The sequence below is a fragment of the Paracoccus xiamenensis genome (assembly GCF_011308835.1).
Lineage (GTDB): Bacteria > Pseudomonadota > Alphaproteobacteria > Rhodobacterales > Rhodobacteraceae > Paracoccus > Paracoccus xiamenensis.
Map to the genome: position 1 here is coordinate 26950 of NZ_JAAOHY010000001.1, position 25003 is coordinate 51952.

Here is a 25003-nt window from a genome sequence, read left to right on the forward strand (position 1 = left end):
GCATTGAAAGGGCGAATATCTGTCCAAAAGGACAGTCATGCAGGCTAATCCGACAATATGTGAAACCGCTCTTGTGTGTTAGCGTTTCGACAAGGGCAATTGATCGAAGCGTAGCGATCCAAACTGAACGCTCTGGTTGATTTTATTGCCCATCGAACAGAGGCGCAGCGTGTCAGCGTCTCTTTCTGTAGGGAGGTGGAATTGGCGCTTTCTGTGATCCGGTTTCCGTCGAAAGCCACGCGTGGAGGTGGTGTCGGCTTCTGGATCGCGCAGGACGGCCCTGACAAGGGTGAGACCCTGCATCTACAGTCGCGCCGGTCTGCCGGGCCAGGCATGGCACTTCGATCCGCGCCGCGTCTTGGCGGTGTCAGCCGTGGTCATCTCGGCCGAACTGAATACTGCTCTGCCCCGACCGTACTGGCGTGCGATCGGGTGGGGCGGAGACTGACCCTGCGCCATGTGGGGCGAGGTCAGCATAGTGTTACGTAACGAGTCGCACGTTTAGTTGTTAATAAGTGCCGCCGGGTTGGTGCAGCAGCATACCGCTGGGCGTAGGATGGGATGTGGCCGGGCCTGCAAAGGTCCGGCTCATTCGTTTCTGCCGGCGCGGGCGCAGGCAGCAGGCCGTATCCGGCTGCCATCCACCTTCGCGGGGGCTAGACGATCCCGCCGCCGCCTGCCGCCGATTGCGGACGCTGGCCCGCGACCCGCGCCCGATAGCCAGAGGTGCGATAGGTCGCCACCGGGTCGATGGCCGCACCCGCGCGGGCGCGGGCCATGGCCAGGATCGGCTCGACATCGGTACGGAAGGCCGCGCGCAGCGTCGCCGCCGCCATCAGCGCGTCATTGTCCTGCCGGTAACCTTCAAGCACCACCCGGTCGACCAGCGAGGCCTGCACATAGGCGCGCTGGATCTCGCAGGCGCTGACGATCAGGCTTTCGATGGGGTCGGTGACATTGTGACTCTGGTCGATCATATGCGACAGGTTCAGGCCGGGCGTGTCCTCCAGCTCGACCAGCTCGTTGAAGACCAAGAACAGGCGGAACGGGTCGATGGTACCGCTGTCCAGATCGTCATCGCCATATTTGCTGTCGTTGAAATGGAACCCGCCCAGCTTGCCGGCGCGGATCAGCCGCGACACGATCATTTCGATATTCACATTCGGCGCGTGGTGGCCCAGATCGACCAGGCACTGCGCCTTGTCGCCCAGTTCCTGCGCGGTCATCAGGCTGGTGCCCCAATCCTGCACCACCGTCGAATAGAAGGCGGGCTCATAGATCTTGTGTTCGCTGAAGATCCGCCAATCTTCCGGCAGGCCCGCATAGACCTGCCTCATGGAATCCAGATAGCGGTCGAACTGCCGACTGAGCGAGGTCTGGCCGGGAAAGTTCGACCCGTCCCCGATCCAGACGGTCAGCGCCTTCGACCCGATGGCCTGCCCGATCTCGATACATTCCAGATTATGCTCGACCGCCTGTTGGCGGGTGGCCGCGTCGGTGTGGGACAGCGAGCCGAACTTATAGCTGCGCGCCTGTTCCGGCTGATCCTGAAACGTGTTCGAATTCATGGCGTCAAAGCCGAGGCCCGTCAGGGCGGCCTTAGCCAGCAGATCCGCCGGATCGGCCTTGTCCCAGGGGATATGCAGGCTGACGCGGGGCGTGGCCTTGGTCAGCTGGTGGATCACGCCGCAATCGTCCAGCTTGTCCATGATGCCGCGCGGCTCGCCCTTGCCGGGGAAGCGCGCGAAGCGGGTGCCGCCGGTGCCGGTGCCCCAGCTGGGTACGGCCACGCCGAAGCGCATGGCGCGGTCGGTCAGGGTTTCGATATCGACGCCGCGCCGGGAAAGACGTTCGCCAAGGGCGTCGTAATCACTGGCGAGATCGGCGTTGCGGGTGGCGTTTTCGCCTTCGATCAGGGATGCGTCGATCATCGCGTGAACGCCTGCACATTGCCGGCATCGACATTCAGGATATTCCCGGTCGATTTGGCGCTAAGGTCGCTGGCGAAGAAATAGATCCCTTCAGCGATATCCTCGGGCAGAACCGAGCGCTTCAGCATGGAGCGCTGGCGATACATTTCCTCAAGCCCTTCCTTGTCGGTCTTGTAGGTCGAGGCGCGCTGATCCAGCCAATCGCCTTCCCAGATCTTGGAGCCGCGAAGCACCGCGTCGGGGTTGACCACGTTGACGCGGATGCCGCCTTCGGCCCCTTCCAGCGCAAGGCAGCGGGCGAGGTGAATCTCGGCGGCCTTGGCGGTGCAATAGGCGCTGGCATTGGGGCTGGCGGCCAGCCCGTTTTTCGACGCGACGAAGATGACCGAGCCGCCGATATCCTGCGCGCGCAGCATCCGAAACGCATCGCGGCTGACCAGGAAATAGCCGGTGGACAGGATGTCCATGTTCTTGTTCCACAGGGCCAGCGTCGTGTCCTCGATGGGCGAGGATGACGCGATCCCGGCATTCGATACCAGAATATCCAGGCCGCCGAATTCCACCGCCGTCTCGGCATAGGCCTTCGCGACCTGCGCCTCGTCGGTGACGTTCATCTGCACGCCGCGCACCACATCCGCGCCGTGGCGGGCGGCGAAGCCCTTGGTGACTTCTTCCAGCGCGCCGGCGTCGATATCGGCCAGCATGACGCAGGCGCCTTCGCGCAGCATCCTTTCGGCCGTTGCCGCGCCGATGCCGCCCGCGCCGCCGGTCACCAGCGCGATCCGGCCCGCCAGCGATTTCGGCTTGGGCATGCGCTGAAGCTTGGCTTCTTCCAGCAGCCAATATTCGATATCGAAGGCTTCCTGTTCGGGCAGGCCCTGATAGGTGGAAACGCCCGAGGCCCCGCGCATCACATTGATGGCGTTGACATAGAACTCGCCCGAGATTCGCGCCGTCGCCTTATCCAGCGCAAAGGTGATCATGCCGACGCCGGGGACCAGATAGACGACCGCATTCGGGTCACGCAGGGCAGGGCTGTCGGGGTGCTTGCAGCGGTCGTAATAGGCCGCGTAATCGTCGCGGTAAGCGGCGATGGCATCGGGCAGGCTGGCCAGCGTCCGGTCCAGATCCGGGTTGGCCGGGTCGAAATCGACGACCAGCGGGCGGATCTTGGTGCGCAGGAAATGGTCCGGGCAAGAGGTCCCAAGCGGCGCCAATTCGTCCAGCATTTCCGAGCCGACAAAATCCAGCACTGCCTGCTGATCGTCGAAATGTCCGACCTTGTGGCGGTCCTTGGAAATCAGCCCGCGAATGACCGGCATCAGCTTTGCCGCAATCTCGCGCCGCTGTTCTGCGGGCAGGGTGGGCAGCTTTGCACCACCGAAAACCGGCTTGCCATCCGTCTTCGCCTCCAGCCAGGCGGCCGCCTTGTTGATGACGTCAAGCGTGGTCTGATAGCATTCCTCGGCGGTGTCGCCCCAGGTGAACAGCCCGTGGCTTTCCAGCACGGCGCCCTTCGCTTGCGGGTTCTCCTTGGCGAATTTTTCCAGCCACAGACCCAGCTCGAACCCCGGCCTCTTCCATGGCAGCCAGCCGATTTCGTCGCCGAAGATCTCGGCCGTCAGTTCTTTCGAATTGACCGAGGCCGCAATGGCGATGATCGCGTCGGAATGGACGTGATCGACATGCTTGCGGGGGACATAGGCGTGCAAGGGCGTATCAATGCTGGCGGCGCGCGGGTTCAGCGCGAAGGTGCAATGCGGCAGATAGCCGACCATCTCATCTTCATGTGCAAGGCCGCGATATTTGCCCTTAAGTGCTTGCAGCCTGTCCATGTACAGGGTCGAAAAGCCGTCCATCTTCATCGACCCGATGTCCCCGCCGGAACCCTTGACCCAAAGGACTTCGACCGTCTCGCCGGTGAGGGGATCGGTTTCCATCACCTTGGCCGAGGTATTGCCGCCGCCGTAATTCGTCACCCGCTTGTCCGAGCCGAGCAGATTCGACCGGTAAAGCAGCTTTTCCGATTCGCTCATCTGGGCGGCCTTGGCGCTATCCCACAGATTTTTCAGTCGATTTTCGGGGTTCTTGTCGGTCATTGATGCCTCCCGCTATGCGGCCAGCCGGGCCGCCCTCTCATGTCGGATACACGCGCCGACGCCGCAGCGTCAATCATTTTCAATCAAAAACGCGCACAATGCAGGCGCAGAATGACTTTCTGCGATTGAAAATGATTGACAATGCGCGAGACTGATGGAAGCTTCGCTAAAAATGAGAGGTCCTTATGCTGGAAACTGAGCGCCATCGAATCATCCTTTCGGCCGTGCAGGAACGGCCGGTGGTCACGGTGGCCGATCTGTGCGCGCTGACCGGCGTGTCCGAGGCGACGATCCGGCGCGATATTGGCCAGTTGCATCTGGCCAAGAAGCTGCGCCGGGTGCGTGGGGGTGCCGAAGCCATCGCGCCGCCGCAATTCGTCGGCATCAATGCCCGCCCCTTCGCCGTCAACCAGACCCTGCATATCGCCGAAAAGCGCGCCATCGCGCAGGCGGCGGTCGATCTGTGCGAAGACGGCGACGCGATCATCATCAATGGCGGCACGACGACCTTCCAGATGGTTCATCCGCTGGCGACCAAGCGGATGCAGGTCTTCACCAACAGCTTCCCGATTGCCGAGCATCTGCTGAAGCAGTCGAAAAACACCGTGCTGCTGCCGGCGGGCGCGATTTACCGCGAACAGAACATCATCCTGTCGCCATTCGACGCCGACGGCTCCAGCCATTTCTATGCCAAGCGGATGTTCATGGGCTGCCGCGGGCTTGGCCCGCTGGGCCTGATGGAGGGTGACCCGCTGCTGGTGCAGGCCGAACAGAAGCTGATCGGGCAGGCGGATGAGCTGGTCGTGTTGGCCGACAGTTCCAAGTTTCACCAGCGCTCCAGCCTGCTGCTGTGCCCGTTGAACCGCATTCACACCGTCATCACCGATGACGGAATCGAGGACCGCACGGCCTCTATGCTGGAAGCCGCAGATATTCGTCTGATCGTGGCCGAAATCGCCGCATCGGACCGTCAAAAGCGCGCAGAGGAGTGACGCGCATTACCGCTCATTTGGGAGGAAAAGATGAGCATTCTGAAAAAGGCACTGACCACGGCGGCGCTGGCAAGCGCGCTGATCGCGGGATCGGCATATGCGCAGGACGGCGAGAAGATGCGCATCGCACTTGTCGCCAAGGCCCTGGGCATCGGCTTCTTCGAGGCCGCGAACAAGGGCGCGCAAGAGGCGGCGGCAGAGCTCGGCGATGTCGAGATCATCTATACCGGCCCGACCGATACCACGGCGGAAGGTCAGATCGAGGTCATCAACAGCCTGATCGCGCAGCGCGTTGATGCGATTGCCATCAGCGCCAATGACACGAATGCGCTGGTGCCCACGCTGAAAAAGGCCATGGATCGCGGCATCACCGTCATCAGCTGGGATTCGGGCGTGGCTCCGGAAGGCCGCCAGATGCAGCTGAACCCGTCCTCGGCGCCGCTGATCGGCAACACGATCATCAAGCTGGCCGCCGATCACCTGCCCGAGGGCGGTGATGTGGCGGTGCTGTCGGCGACCACCACCTCGACCAACCAGAACACCTGGATCGCCGAGATGGACAAGGTCAAGGGCGACTACCCGAACGTCAACGTCGTCGGCACCGTTTACGGCGATGATCTGGCCGACAAGTCCTATCGCGAGGCGCAGGGCCTGATGCAGACCTATCCTGACCTCAAGGCGATCATCGCGCCGACCAGCGTCGGGATCGTGGCGGCGGCGCAGGCGGTCACGGATGCGGGCAAGGTCGGGCAGGTGAATGTCACCGGGCTTGGCCTGCCGTCTGAAATGGCCGGGCATGTGAAATCGGGCGCGTCCAAGTCCTTCGCGATCTGGAACCCGATCGACCTTGGCTATTCCGCGACGATGATCGCCTATCATCTGGCCAAGGGCGACGCCACGGCCGAACCGGGCGCGGTGATCCCCACCGGCCGCATGGGCGAGGTGACGCTGGACGAGAATACCGAGGCCGCCATGGCCGATCCCTTCACCTATGACGCCAGCAACATCGACGAGTTCAGCTCGATCTTCTGAACGTGTCGGGGCCCGGTCCGGCCGGGCCCCATCTGCTGAAGGGGGTTCTCATGCAGGATGCTGCAACGCCGGTGCTGTCCTTGCGCGGCATCGTCAAGACATTTCCGGGCGTGCGCGCGCTGGATGGGGTGCAGATGGACCTGTATCCCGGTCAGGTCACCGCACTGATCGGTGAAAACGGCGCCGGTAAATCCACCATCGTGAAGATCCTGACCGGGATCTATCAGCCCGATGCGGGGCAGATCCTGGTCGACGGGACCGAGACGCATTTCCCGACCGCGCAGGCGGCGGGACATGCGGGTGTGACCGCCATCCATCAGGAAACCGTGCTGTTCGACGATATGACCGTGGCCGAGAACATCTTCATCGGCCATGCCCCCCGCAACCGGTTCGGCCTGATCGACAGCAATGCCATGATCCGCCGCGCGCGTGAAATCCTGGCCAGCATCGGCGCCGATCTGAACCCGGCCGTGCGCCTGCGCGATCTTGGTATCGCGTCAAAGCACCTGGTCGCCATTGCCCGCGCGCTGTCCATCGACGCCCGCGTGGTCATCATGGACGAACCCACCGCCGCGCTATCCCACAAGGAAATCGCCGAGCTTTACGAGCTGGTCGAGACCCTGAAGGGGCAGGGCAAGGCGATCCTGTTCATCAGCCACAAGTTTGACGAAATCTTCCGCATCGCCGACCGCTGGACCGTCTTTCGCGACGGGCAATTCGTGGGCGAGGGCCTGATGGCAGGCGTGACCGAGGCCGAGCTTGTCCGCCTGATGGTCGGCCGCGCCGTCGACCAGATCTATCCCAAACGCCCGGCAGAGATCGGCGCACCGGCGCTGACCGTCGCCGGATACAGCCACCCGACCGAATTCGAGGATATCAGCTTCACCCTCCATCGGGGCGAGATCCTGGGCTTCTACGGCCTTGTCGGCGCCGGCCGCAGCGAGGTGATGCAGGCGCTGTTCGGCATCACCCAGCCCTCAAAAGGGGCGACCCGCATCGCCGAGGAGGTGCGTGTGATCCGCTCGACCGCGCAGGCGGTGCAGGCGGGCATCGTCTATGTCCCCGAAGATCGTGGCCGGCAGGGCGCCATCAAGGGGCTGCCGATCTTTCAGAACGTCACCCTGCCATCGCTGCGCGAAACCAGCCGCAACGGTTTCCTGCGGTTGGCGCGCGAATTTGCGCTGACCCGCGAATATACCCAAAGGCTGGATCTGCGGGCGGCAAGTCTCGATCAGGATGTGGGTCTTTTGTCGGGCGGCAACCAGCAGAAGGTGGTAATCGCCAAATGGCTGGCCACACGACCGCGTGTCATCATTCTGGACGAACCCACCAAGGGCATCGACATCGGGTCCAAGGCGGCCGTGCATGACTTCATGTCGGAACTCGCCGCCGAGGGGCTGGCCGTCATCATGGTCTCCAGCGAGATCCCCGAGGTGCTGGGCATGTCCGACCGCGTCATCGTCATGCGCGAGGGCCGCATCGCCGCCGAATTCGCGGGCGACCAGATGACCCCGGAAAACCTTGTCCGCGCCGCGGTAGGCATCGGAGAAGCCGCATGAGCATCCTGAAATCCCGCGAGGCAATCCTCGGTCTGGCCATACTGGTGCTGCTGGCGGTGGTGGCCAGCCGCTTCCCTGGCTTTGTGCGCCCGGCGAACCTTGCCAATGTCTTTACCGACACCTCGCCGCTGATCCTGCTGGCGCTGGGGCAGATGGTGGTGATCCTGACGAAATGCATCGACCTGTCGGTCGCGGCCAACCTTGCGCTGTGCGGAATGATTGCCGCACTGATGGACGGGGCAGGGGTGCCCCTGCCGGCGATCCTGCTTGTAGTGGTCGCACTTGGCGCAGCACTGGGGGCGGTGAACGGGCTGCTGGTCTGGCTGCTGGGGATTCCGTCCATCGTGGTGACGCTGGGCACCATGACCATCTTTCGCGGGACCATCTTCCTGCTGACCGATGGCGCATGGATCAATGCCCATCAGATGAGCGACGCCTTCAAGGCCTTCCCGCGCGCGATCATCGCCGGGCTGCCGGTGATGGCTTGGATCGCCGTGGCGGTGATCGCCGTCTTCGCCGTGCTGGTGAACCGCACGCCGCTTGGCCGCGCTTTCTATGCGGTCGGCGGCAACCCACACGCGGCGGTCTATACCGGCATTTCGGTCGGGCGCACGCAATTCGCGGCCTTCGTGATCGCGGGCGCGCTTGCCGGGCTGACCGGCTATCTGTGGGTCGCGCGCTATGCGGTGGCCTATGTCGATATCGCCGGCGGGTTTGAGTTGGACGTGGTCGCGGCCTGCGTCATCGGCGGCATCGCCATTGCCGGCGGGTCGGGCACAGTGGCGGGCTGCGTCATGGGGGCGCTGTTTCTGGGCATCATCAAGAACGCGCTTCCGGTCGTTGGCATTTCGCCGTTCTGGCAGATGGCGATTTCCGGCAGCGCCATCCTGATCGCCATTGCCTTCAACGCGCGATCGAACCGGGCCCCCGGCCGCATCATCCTGAAACGCGCGGAGCACCGGACATGACCGAGCAGACCGGACGCCAGATCCCCGACCGCCTGACCAGCCCGCTGTCGCGCGCCCTGAAAAGCTGGGAGGCCCTGCTGCTGGTCGTGGCCGCGGCGATCTTCATCGCCAATTCGCTGGCCTCGCCCTATTTCCTCGATCCGTGGAACCTGTCGGACGCGACCTTCAACTTCACCGAAAAGGCGATGATCGCCTTTGCGATGGCGCTGCTGATCATCTCGGGTGAGATCGACCTGTCGGTCGGCGCGATCATCGCGCTCGCCTCGACCGTGATGGGGCTGGCGATGACGGCGGGGGCGGGGACGCCGGTACTGGTCGCCCTGGGTCTTGGCACCGGGCTGGCCTGCGGGGCGTTCAACGGGCTGCTGGTGGCGCGCTTCGGCTTGCCGTCGATCGTCGTCACCATCGGCACCATGAGCCTGTTTCGCGGCATCTCTTACATCGTGCTGGGGGACAGTGCGTTCACCGGCTATCCGGCCAGCTTTGGCTGGTTCGGGCAGGGCTATGTGTTCTGGGTCATCACGGTCGAGCTGGTGATCTTTGCCCTTGCCGCCATCGTCTTCGGTGTCCTGCTGCACCGCACCAATTTCGGGCGCATGGTCTATGCCATCGGCAATAACGCCACCGCTGCACGGTTTTCCGGCATCCGGGTCGAGCGGATCAAGTTCACCCTGTTCCTGCTGACCGGCTTGATGAGCGGGATTGCCGCGATCTGCCTGACCTCTCGGCTTGGCTCGACGCGGCCCAGCATCGCCGCGGGGTTCGAGCTGGAGGTGGTGACGATCGTCGTCCTTGGCGGGGTCAGCATTCTGGGTGGCTCTGGGTCGATCCCCGGCGTGGTGCTGGCGGCTTTCGTCATGGGGCTGGTGACCTTCGGGCTGGGCCTGTTGAACGTGCCGGGGATCGTCATGTCGATCATCGTCGGTGCGCTGCTGATCGCGGTGATCGCGCTGCCGCGCCTGTGGTCGATGGTCAGGAGGTAGCGATGCAGAAATATGCCTTTCGCATGCAACTGAACCCCGGTGCCGCGGATGAATACCGCCGCCGCCACGATCAGATCTGGCCCGAACTCGCCGCGCTGCTGAAAGATGCCGGGATCAGCGATTATTCCATCCATCTCGACCCGGAAACGGATGCGCTGTTCGCCGTGCTGTGGCGGGCCGAGGATCACCGCATGGACGATCTGCCAAGCCATCCGCTGATGCGCGAATGGTGGGCGCATATGGCCGATATCATGGCCACCGAACCCGACGGCGCACCGGTCGCGGCGCCTCTGGTGCCGATGTTCCACCTGCCATGACCCGGATCGCCGTCATCGACATTGGCAAGACCAATGCCAAGCTGGCGCTGGTGGATGGCGCTGACCTGACCGAGATCGACGTTGTGACCCGGCCCAACAAGGTGCTGCCCGGGCCACCCTGGCCGCATTTCGATCTGGATGGGCATTGGGACTTCTTCCTGCATCACTTGGCCGATTTCCACGCCCGGCATGGCATCGACGCGATTTCGATCACCACGCATGGCGCGTCTTGCGTGGTGCTGGACCGCGAGGGCGGGCTGGCGGCGCCGATGCTGGATTACGAACATCCCGGCCCCGACGCGGTGGCGGCGGAATATGACGCGCTGCGCCCCGACTTCGCCCGGACCGGATCGCCGCGCCTGCCGATGGGGCTGAATGTGGGCGCGCAGCTGCACTGGATGCTGAAAACCCTGCCGGGGTTGAGTGACCGGCTTGGTTGGGTGCTGACCTATCCGCAATATTGGGGGCTGCGGCTGACCGGGCAGATCGCCAGTGACGTGACCTCGCTGGGCTGCCATACCGACCTGTGGGATCCGTGGCGCGGGGAGTTTTCGGATCTGGTCGACAGGCTGGGCCTGCAAAACCGGATCGCGCCGCCGCGCCGTCCGGGCGAGGTTCTGGGCCAGCTGCTGCCCGAAATTGCGGCCCGGACCGGGCTTGCGCCGGACACACCGGTCAGCGTGGGCATCCATGACAGCAATGCCTCGCTGTATCCGTATGTGCTGGGGCGTAAAGCACCGTTCGCCGTCGTCTCGACCGGCACATGGGTCATCGCCATGGCCGTGGGGGGCGATGCGGTTGCGCTGGATCCCGGGCGCGATGTGCTGGTCAATGTCGCGGCCAATGGGCAGGCGGTGCCTTCGGCCCGTTTCATGGGCGGGCGTGAATACGAGATCATCCGCGCCGGTGCCGACACAACGCCGACCGAGGCCGACCGTGCTGCCGTGCTGGGCGCGGGCACGATGATCCTGCCTTCGGTCGAGACCGGTTCAGGCCCGTTTCCCGGCCGTGCCTTCCGCTGGCATGGCGCGGCGGCGACAGAGGGCGAGCGGATGGTGGCCCTGTCCTTCTATCTGGCGCTGATGACCGATACCTGCCTTGGCCTGATCGGCGCGCAGGGCCCGGTCATTGTCGAGGGGCCTTTCGCCCGCAATCCCGATTACTGCGCCATGCTGGCCGCGCTGCGTGCCGACGTGGTCGAGATCGCGGCCTCGGCCACCGGCACCTCGGTCGGGGCGGCACTGCTGTGTCTTGGGCAGGCGGACCCGCCGGCGACGAAAAAAGTACCCCGGCCAGAAGGGGCAGGGGCGCTTCTGGATTACGCGGCGATCTGGCGCGCGGCGGCAGAGCAATCCCGTCCGGCCTGACCGGCCCTATTCCGCCGAGGCGGATTCAGGGTCATCCGGTCGCAGCCCGGTCGTGATGGCGGATTCGCCCTCTGCAGCTGCAGCGGTGCTCATCCGGGCGGCGCGGATCCGGTCGCGGACCCGGCGCACCTCGGCCTCCAATTGTTCGGTCTGGTCATGGGCGATGCGAACCATGTCCGCGTTCTGATGTGCGGGAACATCTCGACGATGGGCCTCGGCCATGGCGCGCATGTGGGTCTGGTCGGATTTGACGAAGCTTCGCGTCACGTCCTCGGCTTCGGCGCGGGTCATGCCGAGCGCTTCCAGCACCGAACGCCCGGCCCGGATCGAGCTGTCGAAGGTCTCGCGGATGATATCCTGCGCGCCGGACTGGAACAGTTCGAAGACGTGGAAGCGGTCGAAGGCCCGCGCGACGATATGCACATTCGGATAGTTGTGATGCACATATTCGACGATCTCGGTGATCTGGTCCTTGTTGTCGATGGCGATGACCAGCACCTCGGCCCCGGCAATGCCGGCGGCGTGCAGCATGTCGGGCCGGGTGGCATCGCCGAAATAGGCCTGCACGCCGAAGCTGCGCAGCATTTCCAGCTGCTTCGAGGAATAGTCGACAACGACCACCTGCTTTTCCAGCGCGCGCATGATGCGGGCGACGATGCCGCCGAAACGACCGTGACCCAGCACGATGATCTTGCCGGGTTCCTTGATCTGATCGGCCTCGCGCTGCTGGCTGTCGACAAAGCGGCGCGCAACCACACGGTCATAAAGGATGAAAAGCAAGGGCGTCAGCAGCATCGACAGCGCCACGATCAGCAGGGCGATATCGGCCACGCTTTGCGGGATCACATCCTGCGCGACGGTGAAGGACAGCAGCACAAAACCGAATTCGCCCGCCTGCGCCAGGGACAGCGCGAACAGCCAACGGTCGCCGCCCCGGATCTTGAAGACCCATGCCAGCGCCAGCAGCACCAGCGCTTTCAGCGCCATCACCCCAAGCGTCAGCCCGACCACCATCAGCGCATTGTCAAGCAGCAGGCCAAAGTCGATGCTGGCCCCCACGGTCATGAAGAACAGACCCAGCAGCAGGCCGCGGAACGGGTCGATATCGCTTTCCAACTCGTGCCGGTATTCGCTGCCGGCCAGCACCACCCCGGCAAGGAAGGTGCCAAGCGCGGGCGACAGGCCGACCATCGACATCAGCAGCGCAATGCCCACCACGAAAGCCAGCGCGGTGGCCACAAAGATCTCGCGCAGGTTGGCCATGGCGACATAGCGAAAGACCGGGCGCGTCAGATAGGTGCCGGCCGCGATCACGGCAGCGATGGCGGCCAGCGTGATCAGCGCGGCCTGCCAGCCCGGCCGGCCCTCGACCAGGCTGAAGCTTTCATGCGCGGCCTCGGTCGCGTGTTCGACCACCGGCGCGGGGTCCATCAGGCCGGGCATCGCCAGCAGCGGGATGAAGGCCAGCATGGGGATGACCGCGATGTCCTGAAACAGCAGAACAGCGAAAGATGACTGCCCGCCCTCGGTCCGCAAAAGCCCCTTTTCCCCCAAGGTCTGCAACACGATCGCGGTCGAAGACAGCGCAAAGACCATGCCCAGCGTCAGCGCGATGGTCCAGTACAGCCCAAAGGCAATTCCGGCGGCACCGATCAGCGCCGAGGTCAGGATGACCTGCAAACCCCCAAGCCCCAGCAGCCTGCTGCGCATCTGCCACAGCATCTTCGGCTCCAACTCCAGCCCGACAAGGAACAGCATCATCACCACGCCGAATTCGGCGAAATGCTGGATCGAGACCACGTCGACATGCAGCCAGCCGAGGATGGGCGAAATGACAATCCCCGCGACCAGATACCCCAGCACCGAACCCAGCCCGAAGCGGCTGGCAAGCGGCACGGCGATGACGCCTGCAAGAAGAAACAAGGTCGCAAGCAGCAGGAACCCGGTCATCGCATCCTCCGTTTTGACCGCGCAGAATGTTGCGCGGGAAATGATGAATTCAATTTATAGAGAGGTCTGCCCGCGTCCAGACCCGATCTGGCGCGGCGTCGCGGGCGCTTAGTCGCCGTTGCGGCGGTTCCACAGCAGCGAGCTGACGAAGGCGGTGCCGATGAAGCCTGCGCCCAGAAGACCCGTCGCGGCCTCGGGGATTTTCCACATGGTCTGCGCGAACATCACCACCGACAGAACCAGGATCGACCAGAAGGCGCCGTTTTCCAGATAGCGGAACTCTGCAAGCGTGCCTTTCTCGACCAGCATCACGGTCATCGAACGCACATACATCGCCCCGATCCCCAGCCCGATGGCGATCAGGAACAGGTTCTGTGTCAGCGCGAATGCGCCGATCACCCCGTCAAAGCTGAAGGATGCGTCCAGTACCTCCAGATACAAAAAACCGCCCAGCCCCGCCTGCGCCGCCCCGGTATGCGAAGCCCCCCAGCGGTCCAGAACGGCACCCAGCGCATCGACACCCAGATAGGTCACCACACCCCAGATTGCGGAATACATGAATGTGGCTTCGTCCTCGGGTGGCAGCAGCCAGACAAAGACCAGCACGGTGACAAGGACAAAACCGATCTCCATCCCGCGCACGGACCCGAAGGCGCGCAGCCAGCGCTCGAACGCGCCGATCCAGTCGACCTCTTTGGATTGGTCAAAGAAGTAATTCAGCGCGACCAGCATCAGGAAGCTGCCGCCGAAGGCGGCGATGGGCAGATGCGCCTCGTGGATCAGGCGGGCGTATTCGGCGGGTTGGGTCGCCGCCAGATTGACGGCCGAGATCGGGCCGATCCGGGCCGCGATGACCACCACCAGCAGCGGAAAGATCACCCGCATCCCAAAGACGGCGATGAGGATGCCCCAGGTCAGGAAACGGCGTTGCCATTCGGGCCGCATGGTTTGCAGCTTGTTGGCGTTGACGATGGCATTGTCGAAGGACAGCGAGATTTCCAGCACCGCCAACACGCCCGCGATCAGGAAGAAGGATATCGCCCCGGTCTGGCCATTGAAGCGCCAGCCGATGAACGCGGCAAGCACCAATCCAAGGGCGGTGACGATGAGGGGCCATTTCAGATAGGAAAGCGTTCCGCGCATATGTCCGCTCCGGGAAAGGCGTGGCGGCAGTAAACGACGCAGGCGCTTTCGGCGCAAGTGCGTCGCTGTCGCACGGCAATGTCAGGCGACGCGCGCACCCCGTACCCAGGTCTGCCGCAGTGCCGGCGTGGCGCCGACCAGCCGAAAGCGGATCAGATCGGCGCGCAGCCCCGGCGCGATCCGGCCGCGGTCGGACAAGCCCGCAGCGGCGGCGGGCGTCGCGGTGACGCAGGCCATGGCACGCGGCCAGTCGCCCCAGATATCCGCCAGCAGCGCCGCCGCCGACAGCAGCGCCGAGGGCACATAGTCCGAACTGATGATATCCAGCAGCCCGGCCTCGGCCAGTTCGCGCGCGGCAACATTGCCGGAATGCGACCCGCCCCGGATCAGGTTCGGTGCGCCCATGATGGTGCGGATGGAATGGCGGTGGCATTCCTCGGCGGCTTCGCGGGTTGTCGGAAACTCTGCCAACCGGATGCCATGCGCGGCGGACCTGGCCACCTCTTCCCGGCTGGAATCGTCATGGCTGGCCAGCACCGCACCGACGCGTGCGGCAAAGGCCACAGCGCCGGCCTCGTGCGCGGCACCGTTTCGGGCCGAGATATCGCGCAACTGGTCGAAATAGGCGTCGATCTGGTCCTCGGTCAGTTGCACCTTGCTGCGCAGATAGACGCGGAAGGCCGAGGTATCGCGGAACTGGCGCTGCCCCGGCGTGTGATCCATCAGGCTGACCAGACCCACGCGGTCGGCCTCGCCAAAGGCCGAGATTTCGTCAAGCAGGGTTTCCGAACAGACCTCTGCGCGCAGGTGCAGGTAGTGGCTGATGCGCAGGTTGGCGGCGTCGATCTGGGTCAGCAGTTCGGACGCCAGCTTGCGCGCATAGGGGGAATAGTCCTTGCGCGACGGGATGGAACCCACCCGCATCGCGTCGAAGACAGTAGTGATGCCACAGCCGGCCAGTTCGGCGTCATGGGCATAAATCGCCGCCGCATGGGGCCAGTCGACGCCCGGCCGGGGCTGAATATGGCGTTCCAGATTGTCGGTATGCAGCTCGATCAGGCCGGGGGCGATGTGATCGCCTTCGCAGTCAATGGCGCCGCGTGGGGCCGAGCCTTCGCCGATTTCCGAGATGAGGCCGTCGCGGATGACCAGGTGGCCTTTCACCATACGATCGGGCAGGATTAGCGTCGCATGGGCCAGAACGGTTTCGTGCATCTTCAATTCCCGGGCAGGTTCGCATGGATGACTATCGCAGATACGCGCTGTATTACACCCCGCCGCAGGGCGAATTCGCCGATTTCGGCACTTCCTGGCTGGGCTGGGACGCCGCGCGGGGGATGCCGGTGGCGCAGCCGGTTCTGCCGGGGCTGGACCTTGCCGCCCTGACCGCCGAGCCGCGCAAATACGGGTTTCACGCCACGCTGAAAGCGCCCTTCCGACTGGTCGAGGGCGCGCGCGCCGATGAACTGGCCGATGCCGTCGCTGCGTTGGCCGCACAACTGCAACCGCTTACTCTGGATGGGCTGGAACTGACCCGGATCGGCGCCTTTCTGGCGCTGACGCCGACCGGTGACACTGGTGCGCTGAACGCGCTAGCCGCACGGGTGGTTGAGGAACTCGATCCGTTTCGCGCCCCCATGAACGAGGCAGAGCGCGCGCGCCGCAACCCCGACCGGTTGACGCCGCGCCAGCGTACGTTGCTGGACCTCTGGGGTTATCCCTATGTCTTCGAGGAGTTCCGCTTTCACATGACCCTCACCGGCGCGCTGGATGCCGACACGCTGGACGCGGTGACCGCCCAACTTGCGCCCCGGCTGGCGGTGGTCCCGCGTCCCTTCACGCTGGACGCGCTGAGCCTGATGGGCGAGGATGCCTCTGGTCGCGTCCACCTGATCCGGCGGATGGCGCTATAGCCAGTTCTTCCAGCGCAGCAGCAGCCAGGTGCCGACCACCGTCGCCACCATCAGCCCCAGTGCCCATTCATAGCCGTAGGTCCATTGCAGTTCCGGCATGCGCTGAAAGTTCATCCCATAGGTCGAGGCGATCAGCGTCGGCGGCAGGAACAGCGCCGCCACCACCGACAGCACCCGCACGGTGTCGTTCTGCTGCAATCCGATCATGCCGATGGTCGCATCGACCGCCAGGCTGACGCGCGACGACAGCGAGTCGGTATGTTCCTGCAAAGCCTGCAAATCGCGCTGGTGGCCCTTCAGGATAGCCTTCAGCTTGCCGGTGTCGCCCGACCGCACCCCTTGTGTCGCGGCGTAGAAGGTAAGCACGCGTTCCAGCGACAGCAGCGCCAGGCGAATACGCGCGATCAGGTCGGATTCAGTGCCAATCCGTTCCAACGCCCCCTGCAATGCGGCCGGCCGCTTGCGTGCCTGCGGCAAGAAAACCGCCCGCAGGGTTTTGTCCAGCACCGCCCCTGATGCCTCCAGCAGGTCGGCCTGCCGGGCGATGATCTCCTCGACCAGACCAAGGAAGATTCGCTCAGCGCTGCGGGTTCCGGTTGCCGAGCGGTCGGCACGTTCGGGAAAGGTGTCGAAGGGGCGGGGCGCATGGTGACGGATGGTCACCAGCCGGTCGGGGGCCAGAATGAAGGTGACGGGCCCGGAAATCGGTTCGCCATCTGGCGTCAGCCCCGGCAGAACCGCCGTCATATAGGCATTGCCGCCATCCAGAAACAGCCGCGAGGAGATCTCGATTTCCGACATGTCTTCCAGCGTCGGCACCTCGACACCCAACGCATTGGTCTGCACCACCTGCTCGGGCAGGGGGCGATACAGGTCGACCCACGCGGCTTCCGTAAGGGACGCGCCGGGCAGCAGCGGTTTCAGGCGATTGCCATCCTTGGCATAGGCGCGCAGCATTGGCCCTCCGGGGTGTGGTAACGGCCCCTTGGTGACCGGGCAGGGCCGGTCCGTCAAGCGCGCATCGCCGTCATGGTTGCGCGGCATGGTGGGCGCATCTGGCTGGCATCGCCGGTATGACAGCAGCCCGCGTGTTCGAAGGAAAACCTTCCTTCCGTCGGACCGGTTAACGCGGCAACGCAAAGGGGCGTGGCGGCGACGAAAAAATCACGGGTCCGTGAGCGATTCGGAAGAACGATTCGTGGATGATTGAACAATGTTCAGTGTGACCCCTCGCTGCCCCCTGATTTGAGCAATTTTGTGACCCATATCTGGCCAAAAAGACAGGTCGGAACGGGAATTTGAGGTGCGCAAAACCCCAAATGTTTGCTACGTTCACATTGTGTAACGAGTACCTTGGTAGAGTGGCGGCTGTGTCGAAAGACACAGCCGCGGCTGCATAAAAAAGGACGCCCGAAAGGGCGTCCTTCTTGCTTCTGGAATTCTGTTCGCGTCAGCTCTTGTCGCGGAAGAAATCGTTCAACTTCTCGTCCGCTTCTTCCTTGGTCCAGCCATAGCGCTCCTGCAGCTTGCCAGCCATCTTGTCGCGGTTGCCGTTGATCTCGGTCAGTTCGTCATCGGTGAGCTTTCCCCACTGCTCTTTGACCGAACCCTTCATCTGTTCCCACTTACCTTCGATAATATCCCAGTTCATGGCGTTTCCTTCCGGTTGCCTTTGTTTCTGCCGGGTTAACGCGCCGTGAAAACGGGGGTTTCGTTAATCTAGGTTAAGTGGTGTCATGCCACCGGATCGGGCAGGGGGGCGCCCTCGGCAAAGGCCGTCAGGTTCGCCAGCGCGCGCAATGCCATGGCGGTGCGGACCTCCTCGGCTGCGGTGCCCAGATGGGGCAGCAGCACGACGTTTTCCATCGCCCGCAGTTCGGTCGGGATGAACGGTTCCTCGGCATAGACGTCCAGCCCGGCCGCGCGGATGCGGCCTTCGGTCAGGGCGCTGATCAGCGCGTCCTCGTCGATGACGTCGCCGCGGGCGATGTTGATCAGGATGCCATCAGGGCCAAGCGCCGACAACGCCGTCGCATCGACCAGATGATGCGTTTCCGCCCCGCCCGGCACGGCGATGACAACAAAATCGCATTGCGCCATCAGTTCGGGCAGCGTGGGCACCTGCTGAGAGGGTACCTCCTGTTGCGATAGGGTTGAGCGGTTAAAGAACAGGATCTGCATGCCAAAGCCGTAATGCAGCCGCTTGGCGATGGCGCGGCCGATCCGGCCCATGCCGATGATGCCTGCTGTCTTGCCGGAGACATGGGTGCCCAGCATTTGCGTTGGGTGCCAGCCCTCCCAATCACCGCTGCGGGCCAGCCGTTCGCCTTCGCCGGCGCGGCGTGCGGTCATCAGCAGCAGCGTCACCGCCAGATCGGCGGTGGCGTCGGTGACCACGTCGGGCGTGTTGGTGACGGCAACGCCGGCGTCCTTTGCTGCGGCGATATCGATATGGTTGAAGCCCACACCGAAATTCGCCAACAGCTTCGCGCGCGGGGGCGCTGCGCGGAAGGCAGGCGCACGGAAGGCATCGCCCAGCGTCGGCATGATCAGATCGTAATCAGCTAGCGCGGCGGCCGCCTCGTCCAGCGTCAGCGGCGCGTTGGTGTCACGGAAACGGGTGTCGAAACGGGCACGAATGGCGGTTTCGGCCGCTTGCGTCATCGGGCGGGTGACCAGCAGCTTCATCAGAACATCCTTCCGCCATTCGGGACCGGGTGATCTGGGCCGATCAACACGACCTCGCCGCGGGTGTCGGGCAGGCCGAGGACCAGAACCTCGGACATGAACTTGCCGATCTGGCGCGGCGGGAAATTCACCACCGCCAGCACCTGCTTGCCCACCAGTTCTTCGGGGACGTAATGCACGGTGATCTGGGCCGAGCTGCGCTTTTCGCCGATCTCGGCACCGAAATCGACCCAAAGCTTGATCGCGGGCTTGCGGGCCTCTGGATAAGGTTCGGTCCGGGTGATGGTGCCGACGCGGATGTCTACAGTCTGGAAATCATCATAGGTGATGGTCATTTGCCCAACTCACGCGAGCGGGCGGCGGCGGCGGCGACGGTGCGCGCGACCAGCGGCGGCAGTCCGGTATCGGCGTTCATCAGCACCGCCAGCCCGGCGGCGGTGGTGCCACCCGGCGATGTCACCGCCTCGCGCAGGGCCGCAGGGGGCGTGTCGTCCGCCATGGCAAGAGCGCCCGCACCCGCGACAGTGGCGCGGGCCAGTTGCAGCGCCAGATCGGCGGGCAGGCCCTCTGCTTCGCCTGCGGCGGTCAGCGCCTCGACCATGTGGAAGACGTAAGCCGGGCCAGAGCCTGACACAGCCGTCACCGCGTCCATCTGGGATTCGTCCGACAGGCGGACGACCTCGCCCACCACGGCCATCAGGTTGTGGGCCAGATCCAACTGCGCAGGGCCAGCCAGATCATTGCCGATCAGTGCGGTGATTCCGCGCCCGATGGCGGCGGGTGTGTTGGGCATGGCGCGCACCACCGGGGCATCCGGGAAGGCGCGGGCATAGGCGTCCAGCGTGACCCCTGCCGCGACCGAGAGCACCAGCGTATCCGGCCCGACGCCCAGCTGATCCAGCACGCTGCCCATCATCTGCGGCTTCACGGCCAGCACCAGCACCGCCGGGCTTTCGGGCGGGGCGGCGTTCAGGCGCACGCCCTTATCGGCCCAGTCGGGGCGGGCATTGGGGTCGATGACGGTGACGGCGGCGGGATCGATGCCGTTGGCCAACCAGCCTGTCAGCATCGCCCCGCCCATGCGGCCACAACCGACCAGCACCAGACCACGTTGATTGATTTCGGAAAAGTCTCCGGCAAGATTCATTGCGTCCCCCTGTCTGGGGCCGCGCCGAATGCGGCCCGTCTTATGCTCGTCCGTAGGCCGGACCCATCGCGATGTCCAGAGCGGCCTCTGGCTGGGTGTCACCCCAGGCCACCAGTTGGAAGGCGGGATAGTAACGCTCGGCCTGTTCCAGCGCGTTGCGGATCATGTGGTCGATCTGTTCGGCACCGGCAATGGTTTCCCCCGCCAGGCACAGACCATAGCGCCAGACCATCATCCGCTGATTGGCCCAGAAGGTGAAAGCGCCGTCCCAGACCTGATCGTTGGTCAGGTTCAGGGCCTCGTAAATCTCGGGCATGCGGGCCGCGGGCGGGTCCATGTCGAAAGTGCAGATCAGCCGCAGCATTTCTTCGGCATCCGACCAGGCGAGGGTGATCGAATAGGTGCGCCACTGACCCTCGACGGTCATGGCGATCTGGTCATCGGCGAGGCGGTCGAAATCCCATTCGTGATGAGTCGCCACCGTTTCAACGATGTCGATGGGGTGGATTTCGTTGGAGTGGATGAAGTTGTCCGCCTGCGCCATGCCTGTCGTCCCCTGCATATGGTGGTACACCCACCTTTTCTTGCGTAGGACCACGACAGGATGTGGTTTGGCCCGTCAGCCCTACCACATCAGGGTGGCTGACAGGGGCCGTGCTGTAAAGTGAATTTCCGTTAACGGAAGCAAAATCTTGTGGATGAATCGGCGCCGAACACCAGATGCGTGATTCGGCGCCGAGGTCAAGCCCGGGCGAGTCTTGCGCCGGATTCCGCCTGAAACAGGTGAATATCCTGCGGATCGACCTTCAGACGCAGGGTTTCGGGCAGGTCTGCATCGGCGGGCATGGTTACGGTCAGCGCCTCGCCACCGACATGGCCGTGCACCAGACGGGTGGCGCCCAATTCCTCGACCGCATCAATAGTCATCTCGATCTGGCCGTCAGCCGAGGGAATCAGGCTCTCCGGCCGGATGCCGATCAGGCCCGCGTGACCGGTGCCTGGCAGATGCGGCACGGCGCGGGCGGCAATCAGGTTCATCGCCGGGCTGCCGATGAAGCTGGCGACGAAGGCAGATGCCGGATTGCGATACACCTCCAGCGGCGTGCCGATCTGTTCGACCCGGCCCTTGTTCAGCACCACCAGCCGGTCGGCCAGGGTCATCGCCTCTAGCTGGTCATGGGTGACGTAGATCGAAGTTGTGCCGAGCCGGCGCTGCAACTCCTTGATCTCCAACCGCATGGTGATGCGGAGCTTGGCATCTAGGTTCGACAGCGGTTCGTCGAACAGGAAGGCAGCGGGTTCGCGCACGATGGCGCGGCCCATGGCGACGCGCTGCCGCTGTCCGCCCGACAGGGCGCGCGGCTTGCGGTCGAGGAAGCTGCCGATCTGCAGAATCTCGGCGGCCTCGGCCACGCGGCGGTCGATCTCGGCTTTGGGGGTGCGGCGGTTCTTCAGCCCGTAGGCGAGGTTCTGGCGCACGGTCATATGCGGATACAGCGCATAGTTCTGGAAAACCATTGCGATATCGCGTTCAGCCGGCTCGATGTCATTGACGACGCGCCCGCCAATGGAACAGGTGCCCTCGGTTATCGATTCCAGCCCCGCGACCATGCGCAGCAGCGTGGACTTGCCGCAGCCGGACGGGCCGACCAGCACGATGAATTCGCCATCCGCGATGTCGATATTGATATCCTCGACCGCGCGGGTGCCGCCCGGATAGACCTTGCCGAGATTTTCGATGGTGATCTGCGCCATTATTTTTCGGTCTCCACAAGGCCTTTGACGAACAGCCGCTGCATGAAGATGACCACCAGCAGCGGGGGCAACATCGCGAGGACCGCGGTCGCCATGATATAGTTCCATTGCGGATCGGTATCCGCGACGGTGGACATGCGCTTGATGCCGGCGACGATCGTATACATGTCCGACCCGGTGGTGATCAGCAGCGGCCACAGATACTGGTTCCAGCCATAGATGAACATGATCACGAAAAGCGCCGCCATATTGGTGCGCGACAGCGGCAGAAGGATGTCGCGGAAGAATTTCATCGGGCCTGCGCCGTCGATGCGGGCGGCCTCGGTCAGTTCGTCCGGCATGGTCAGGAAGACCTGACGGAACAGGAAGGTCGCCGTGGCGGATGCGATCAGCGGGATGATCAGGCCGGGATAGCTGTTCAGCATCCCCAGATCCGCCACCACCTTGAAGGTCGGCACGATACGCACCTCAACCGGCAGCATCATGGTAGAAAAGATGATCCAGAAGGCAGCCATGCGGAAGGGGAAGCGGAAATAGACGATGGCGAAGGCCGAGGTCAGCGAGATGGCAATTTTGCCAAGCGCCACGCCAAGCGCCATGATCAGCGAGTTGAACATCATCCAACCCACCGGCGGCATGCCTGAGGTCGAGATGCCGGTGCCCAGCATCCGGCTGTAATTATGCACAGCCTGATCGCCGAACCACATCGGCACGGTGCCGCGCAGGAAGGCGTTGGATTCGTGGGTCGAGGCGACAAGCGCCACCCAGACCGGCAGCGCCACCACGACGACGCCAAAGATCAGCACGACATGTGCGAGGAAATTCAGGAAGGGGCGATTTTCGACCATCAGTAAGCCACCTTCTTTTCGACATAGCGGAACTGGATCACCGTCAGCACGATGACGATGGCCATCAGGATCACCGATTGCGCGGCAGACGACCCAAGGTTCTGGCCGACGAAACCGTCCTGATAGACCTTGTAGACAAGGATATTCGTCGACTGCGCCGGCCCGCCGTAGGTGGTGGAATCGATCACGGCGAAGGTTTCGAACATCGCATAGACGAGGTTGACGACCATCAGGAAGAAGGTGGTGGGCGACAAAAGCGGCAGGGTGATGGTGAAGAAGCGCTTGACCGGACCGGCCCCGTCGATGGCGGCCGCCTCTCGCAGTGATCCCGGCACCGATTGCAGGCCGGCAAGGAAGAACAGGAAGGAATAGGAAATCCTGCTCCAGCTTGACGCCAGCACGACAAGGATCATCGCGTCCGTCGGGTCAGACACATAGTTGAAGCGGATGCCCACCTGCGCCAGCACATAGGTCAGGATGCCGATGGATGGGTTGAAGATGAACCACCACAGGATGCCCGCGACGGCGGGGGCGATGGCGTAAGGCCAGACCAGAAGCGTGGTATAGACCTTTTCGGATTTGATCAGCCGGTCAACCGCGATGGCCATCAGCAGGGCAAAGGCCATGGTGAACACGGTGACAGAGGTCGTGAAGACGAAAGTCACCCAGAAGCTGTTGTGATATTCGCTGCTGTTCAAAAGCTGCTTGTAATTCGCCAGCCCGACGAAGGTCGTGTTCAGCCCGAAGGCGTCTTCCCGCAGGAAGCTTTGCCAGACCGCCTGCGCGGCGGGCCACAGAAAGAAGATCGCCGTGATGATCAGCTGCGGGGCAAGCAGCAGCCATGGCAGCCATCTGTTGTTGAAAAATACCCGCTTCATCGACGGCTCCGGCAAAGGGAAAGCGCCCGCGGGGTGAAGCCGCGGGCGCTGAGTTCGGTTACTGGTTCTGCGACTGGAATTCTTCGATCAGCGCATTGCCGCGCGATACGACCGCATCCAGCGCGCCCTGGGCGTCCTTGTTGCCGGCCAGAAGCGCCTCGAATTCCTCGTCGATGATGGTGCGGATCTGGACATAGTTGCCAAAGCGCAGGCCCTTGGAATTCGGCGTCGGCGCGTTCAGCGTGATCTGCTTGATCGCGGTGTCTGCGCCCGGATTGGCCTCATAGTAACCCTGTTCGGTCGACAGGTCATAGGCGGCGGTGGTGATCGGCAGATAGCCCGTCACCTGGTGCCAGTCGGCCTGAACTTCGGGGCTGGACAGATAGGTGAAGAACTTGGCGACGCCCGGATATTCGGCATCGTCACGGCCCTGAAGCACCCACAGCGTCGCGCCACCGATGATCGAGTTCTGCGGCGCGCCCTCGACATCGTCGTAATAGGGAAGCATGGCGAAGCCCAGATCGAAGTCCTTCGAGTTCTCGACCACAGCGGCGCGCGAACCCGAAGAGTTCATCACCATCGCACATTCCTGGCTGTAGAACATCGGCGGCGCGTTATCGCCACCGACCGGACCGGCATATTTATACAGGCCTTCGTCGGCCCATTTCTTCAGGTTTTCCCAATGCTTGACCTGCACGGGGCCATTCACCTCCAGCCGGGCATCCAGCCCGCCAAAGCCGTTTTCCAGCGACCCGATGGGCTGATTGTGCCATGCCGACAGGTTTTCAGTCTGGATCCAGCTGACCCAGCCCGTGGTAAAGCCACAGGTCGCAGCCCCCGATTCGATGATCTTCTTCGACGCCGCTTCCATCTCGGCCCAGGTCTTGGGCGGGGCGTTCGGGTCAAGGCCGGCTTTTTCGAACACGGTCTTGTTGTAATACATGATGGGCGTCGAGCTGTTGAACGGCATCGACAGCATATTGCCCTCGGTATCGGTATAGTAACCGGCCACGGCGGGCAGGAAGCTGGCCGGATCGAAGGGTTCGCTGTTGTCGGCCATCAGCTGATAGACCGGATAGATCGCGCCCTTGGCGGCGATCATGGTGCCGGTGCCCACTTCGAACACCTGCACGATGGCGGGCTGTTCCTTGGCACGGAAGGCCGCGATGGCGGCGGTCATGGTTTCGACATAGTTGCCCTTGTAGGAAGGGACGATGACATAGTCGGACTGCGATTCGTTGAAGTTCTTCGCGATTTCTTCGACTTTCGCGCCCAGTTCGCCGCCCATGGCGTGCCACCACTGGATCTCGGTTGCCGCGTTGGCTGCGGAAAGCGAAGCGATCAGCGCCACGGCCGATGCGGTAAAGATACGGGTCATTAACATTGTCCTTCCTGTTGAGGGCGTCGCCTGACTATTCCCGCCGCATGAATGG

Annotated in this window: 23 protein-coding genes; 8 read left to right on the top strand and 15 right to left on the bottom strand. The window is 63.5% G+C overall.

The window, feature by feature from the left end; translation table 11 throughout:
* Nucleotides 1-656: 656 nt before the first annotated feature.
* Entirely contained in the window at nucleotides 657-1931 is a 1275-nt protein-coding gene (gene rhaI, locus G7044_RS00175; protein WP_166324187.1) for an L-rhamnose catabolism isomerase, read from the bottom strand.
* Nucleotides 1928-4030 (bottom strand): bifunctional rhamnulose-1-phosphate aldolase/short-chain dehydrogenase, encoded by a 2103-nt coding sequence (locus G7044_RS00180; protein ID WP_166324190.1) that lies wholly within the window; start codon nucleotides 4028-4030, stop codon nucleotides 1928-1930. Before G7044_RS00180 ends, rhaI begins: the two co-directional genes overlap by 4 nt.
* A gap of 185 nt (nucleotides 4031-4215) precedes the next feature.
* Here G7044_RS00180 and G7044_RS00185 point away from each other — a divergent pair, with 185 nt between their 5' ends.
* Genes G7044_RS00185 through G7044_RS00215 form a run of 7 tightly spaced genes read left to right on the top strand, consistent with a single transcriptional unit; the run spans nucleotide 4216 to nucleotide 11248 of the window.
* Nucleotides 4216-5022, top strand: a complete 807-nt coding sequence (locus tag G7044_RS00185) for a DeoR/GlpR family DNA-binding transcription regulator (protein WP_166324193.1) — start codon at nucleotides 4216-4218, stop codon at nucleotides 5020-5022.
* Nucleotides 5023-5052: 30 nt separating this feature from the next.
* Complete coding sequence (gene rhaS, locus G7044_RS00190; protein WP_166324196.1) at nucleotides 5053-6054, top strand: rhamnose ABC transporter substrate-binding protein; 1002 nt, start codon at nucleotides 5053-5055, stop codon at nucleotides 6052-6054.
* 50 nt (nucleotides 6055-6104) lie between these two features.
* Nucleotides 6105-7613 carry a sugar ABC transporter ATP-binding protein gene (locus G7044_RS00195; RefSeq protein ID WP_166324199.1) on the top strand — a complete coding sequence of 503 codons (1509 nt, stop codon included), beginning with the start codon at nucleotides 6105-6107 and terminating at the stop codon, nucleotides 7611-7613.
* On the top strand, nucleotides 7610-8581 hold the full coding sequence (locus G7044_RS00200; protein WP_166324201.1) for an ABC transporter permease: 972 nt from the start codon (nucleotides 7610-7612) through the stop codon (nucleotides 8579-8581). The genes G7044_RS00195 and G7044_RS00200 overlap by 4 nt, the downstream gene beginning before the upstream one ends.
* The gene (locus G7044_RS00205) at nucleotides 8578-9564 is read left to right on the top strand and encodes an ABC transporter permease (protein WP_166324204.1); all 987 of its coding nucleotides are present in this window, start codon (nucleotides 8578-8580) and stop codon (nucleotides 9562-9564) included. Before G7044_RS00200 ends, G7044_RS00205 begins: the two co-directional genes overlap by 4 nt.
* 2 nt (nucleotides 9565-9566) lie before the next feature.
* Nucleotides 9567-9881, top strand: a complete 315-nt coding sequence (gene rhaM / locus G7044_RS00210; RefSeq protein WP_166324207.1) for an L-rhamnose mutarotase — start codon at nucleotides 9567-9569, stop codon at nucleotides 9879-9881.
* Nucleotides 9878-11248: an FGGY-family carbohydrate kinase gene (locus G7044_RS00215; RefSeq protein ID WP_166324210.1), complete on the top strand. Its 1371-nt coding sequence runs from the start codon at nucleotides 9878-9880 to the stop codon at nucleotides 11246-11248. The genes rhaM and G7044_RS00215 overlap by 4 nt, the downstream gene beginning before the upstream one ends.
* Before the next feature lie 6 nt (nucleotides 11249-11254).
* Here the strand turns inward: G7044_RS00215 and G7044_RS00220 are convergent, their stop codons facing one another.
* From G7044_RS00220 to G7044_RS00230, 3 genes are all read right to left on the bottom strand, one after another.
* Nucleotides 11255-13198: a cation:proton antiporter domain-containing protein gene (locus G7044_RS00220; RefSeq protein ID WP_166324213.1), complete on the bottom strand. Its 1944-nt coding sequence runs from the start codon at nucleotides 13196-13198 to the stop codon at nucleotides 11255-11257.
* 108 nt (nucleotides 13199-13306) lie between these two features.
* Nucleotides 13307-14341 carry a DUF475 domain-containing protein gene (locus G7044_RS00225; RefSeq protein WP_166324216.1) on the bottom strand — a complete coding sequence of 345 codons (1035 nt, stop codon included), beginning with the start codon at nucleotides 14339-14341 and terminating at the stop codon, nucleotides 13307-13309.
* Nucleotides 14342-14422: 81 nt separating this feature from the next.
* Entirely contained in the window at nucleotides 14423-15556 is a 1134-nt protein-coding gene (locus tag G7044_RS00230; RefSeq protein WP_166324219.1) for an alpha-D-ribose 1-methylphosphonate 5-triphosphate diphosphatase, read from the bottom strand.
* Between the two features lie 23 nt (nucleotides 15557-15579).
* On the opposite strand from G7044_RS00230, the gene G7044_RS00235 reads away from it, so the two are divergent.
* Nucleotides 15580-16254, top strand: a complete 675-nt coding sequence (locus tag G7044_RS00235; RefSeq protein WP_166324222.1) for a DUF1045 domain-containing protein — start codon at nucleotides 15580-15582, stop codon at nucleotides 16252-16254.
* On the opposite strand, the gene G7044_RS00240 is transcribed toward G7044_RS00235, so the two are convergent.
* From G7044_RS00240 to ugpB, 10 genes are all read right to left on the bottom strand, one after another.
* A complete protein-coding gene (locus G7044_RS00240; RefSeq protein WP_166324225.1) occupies nucleotides 16249-17211 on the bottom strand; it encodes a magnesium transporter CorA family protein in 963 nt (320 codons plus the stop codon). The two genes, G7044_RS00235 and G7044_RS00240, sit on opposite strands and share 6 nt — an antisense overlap.
* 493 nt (nucleotides 17212-17704) lie before the next feature.
* Nucleotides 17705-17905 carry a CsbD family protein gene (locus G7044_RS00245; RefSeq protein ID WP_166324228.1) on the bottom strand — a complete coding sequence of 67 codons (201 nt, stop codon included), beginning with the start codon at nucleotides 17903-17905 and terminating at the stop codon, nucleotides 17705-17707.
* Between the two features lie 83 nt (nucleotides 17906-17988).
* Entirely contained in the window at nucleotides 17989-18942 is a 954-nt protein-coding gene (locus G7044_RS00250) for a 2-hydroxyacid dehydrogenase (RefSeq protein WP_166324231.1), read from the bottom strand.
* On the bottom strand, nucleotides 18942-19277 hold the full coding sequence (locus G7044_RS00255) for a tRNA-binding protein (RefSeq protein WP_166324234.1): 336 nt from the start codon (nucleotides 19275-19277) through the stop codon (nucleotides 18942-18944). Before G7044_RS00255 ends, G7044_RS00250 begins: the two co-directional genes overlap by 1 nt.
* Nucleotides 19274-20089, bottom strand: a complete 816-nt coding sequence (gene proC, locus G7044_RS00260) for a pyrroline-5-carboxylate reductase (RefSeq protein WP_166324237.1) — start codon at nucleotides 20087-20089, stop codon at nucleotides 19274-19276. The genes G7044_RS00255 and proC overlap by 4 nt, the downstream gene beginning before the upstream one ends.
* A gap of 40 nt (nucleotides 20090-20129) precedes the next feature.
* On the bottom strand, nucleotides 20130-20633 hold the full coding sequence (locus tag G7044_RS00265) for a type III secretion system chaperone family protein (protein WP_166324240.1): 504 nt from the start codon (nucleotides 20631-20633) through the stop codon (nucleotides 20130-20132).
* 197 nt (nucleotides 20634-20830) lie between these two features.
* Nucleotides 20831-21844 carry a sn-glycerol-3-phosphate import ATP-binding protein UgpC gene (locus G7044_RS00270; protein ID WP_166324243.1) on the bottom strand — a complete coding sequence of 338 codons (1014 nt, stop codon included), beginning with the start codon at nucleotides 21842-21844 and terminating at the stop codon, nucleotides 20831-20833.
* The gene (ugpE, locus tag G7044_RS00275) at nucleotides 21844-22692 is read right to left on the bottom strand and encodes a sn-glycerol-3-phosphate ABC transporter permease UgpE (protein WP_166324246.1); all 849 of its coding nucleotides are present in this window, start codon (nucleotides 22690-22692) and stop codon (nucleotides 21844-21846) included. The genes G7044_RS00270 and ugpE overlap by 1 nt, the downstream gene beginning before the upstream one ends.
* A complete protein-coding gene (gene ugpA / locus G7044_RS00280) occupies nucleotides 22692-23570 on the bottom strand; it encodes a sn-glycerol-3-phosphate ABC transporter permease UgpA (protein ID WP_166324249.1) in 879 nt (292 codons plus the stop codon). Before ugpA ends, ugpE begins: the two co-directional genes overlap by 1 nt.
* Before the next feature lie 58 nt (nucleotides 23571-23628).
* Nucleotides 23629-24954 carry a sn-glycerol-3-phosphate ABC transporter substrate-binding protein UgpB gene (ugpB, locus tag G7044_RS00285; RefSeq protein WP_166324252.1) on the bottom strand — a complete coding sequence of 442 codons (1326 nt, stop codon included), beginning with the start codon at nucleotides 24952-24954 and terminating at the stop codon, nucleotides 23629-23631.
* Nucleotides 24955-25003: the final 49 nt, after the last annotated feature.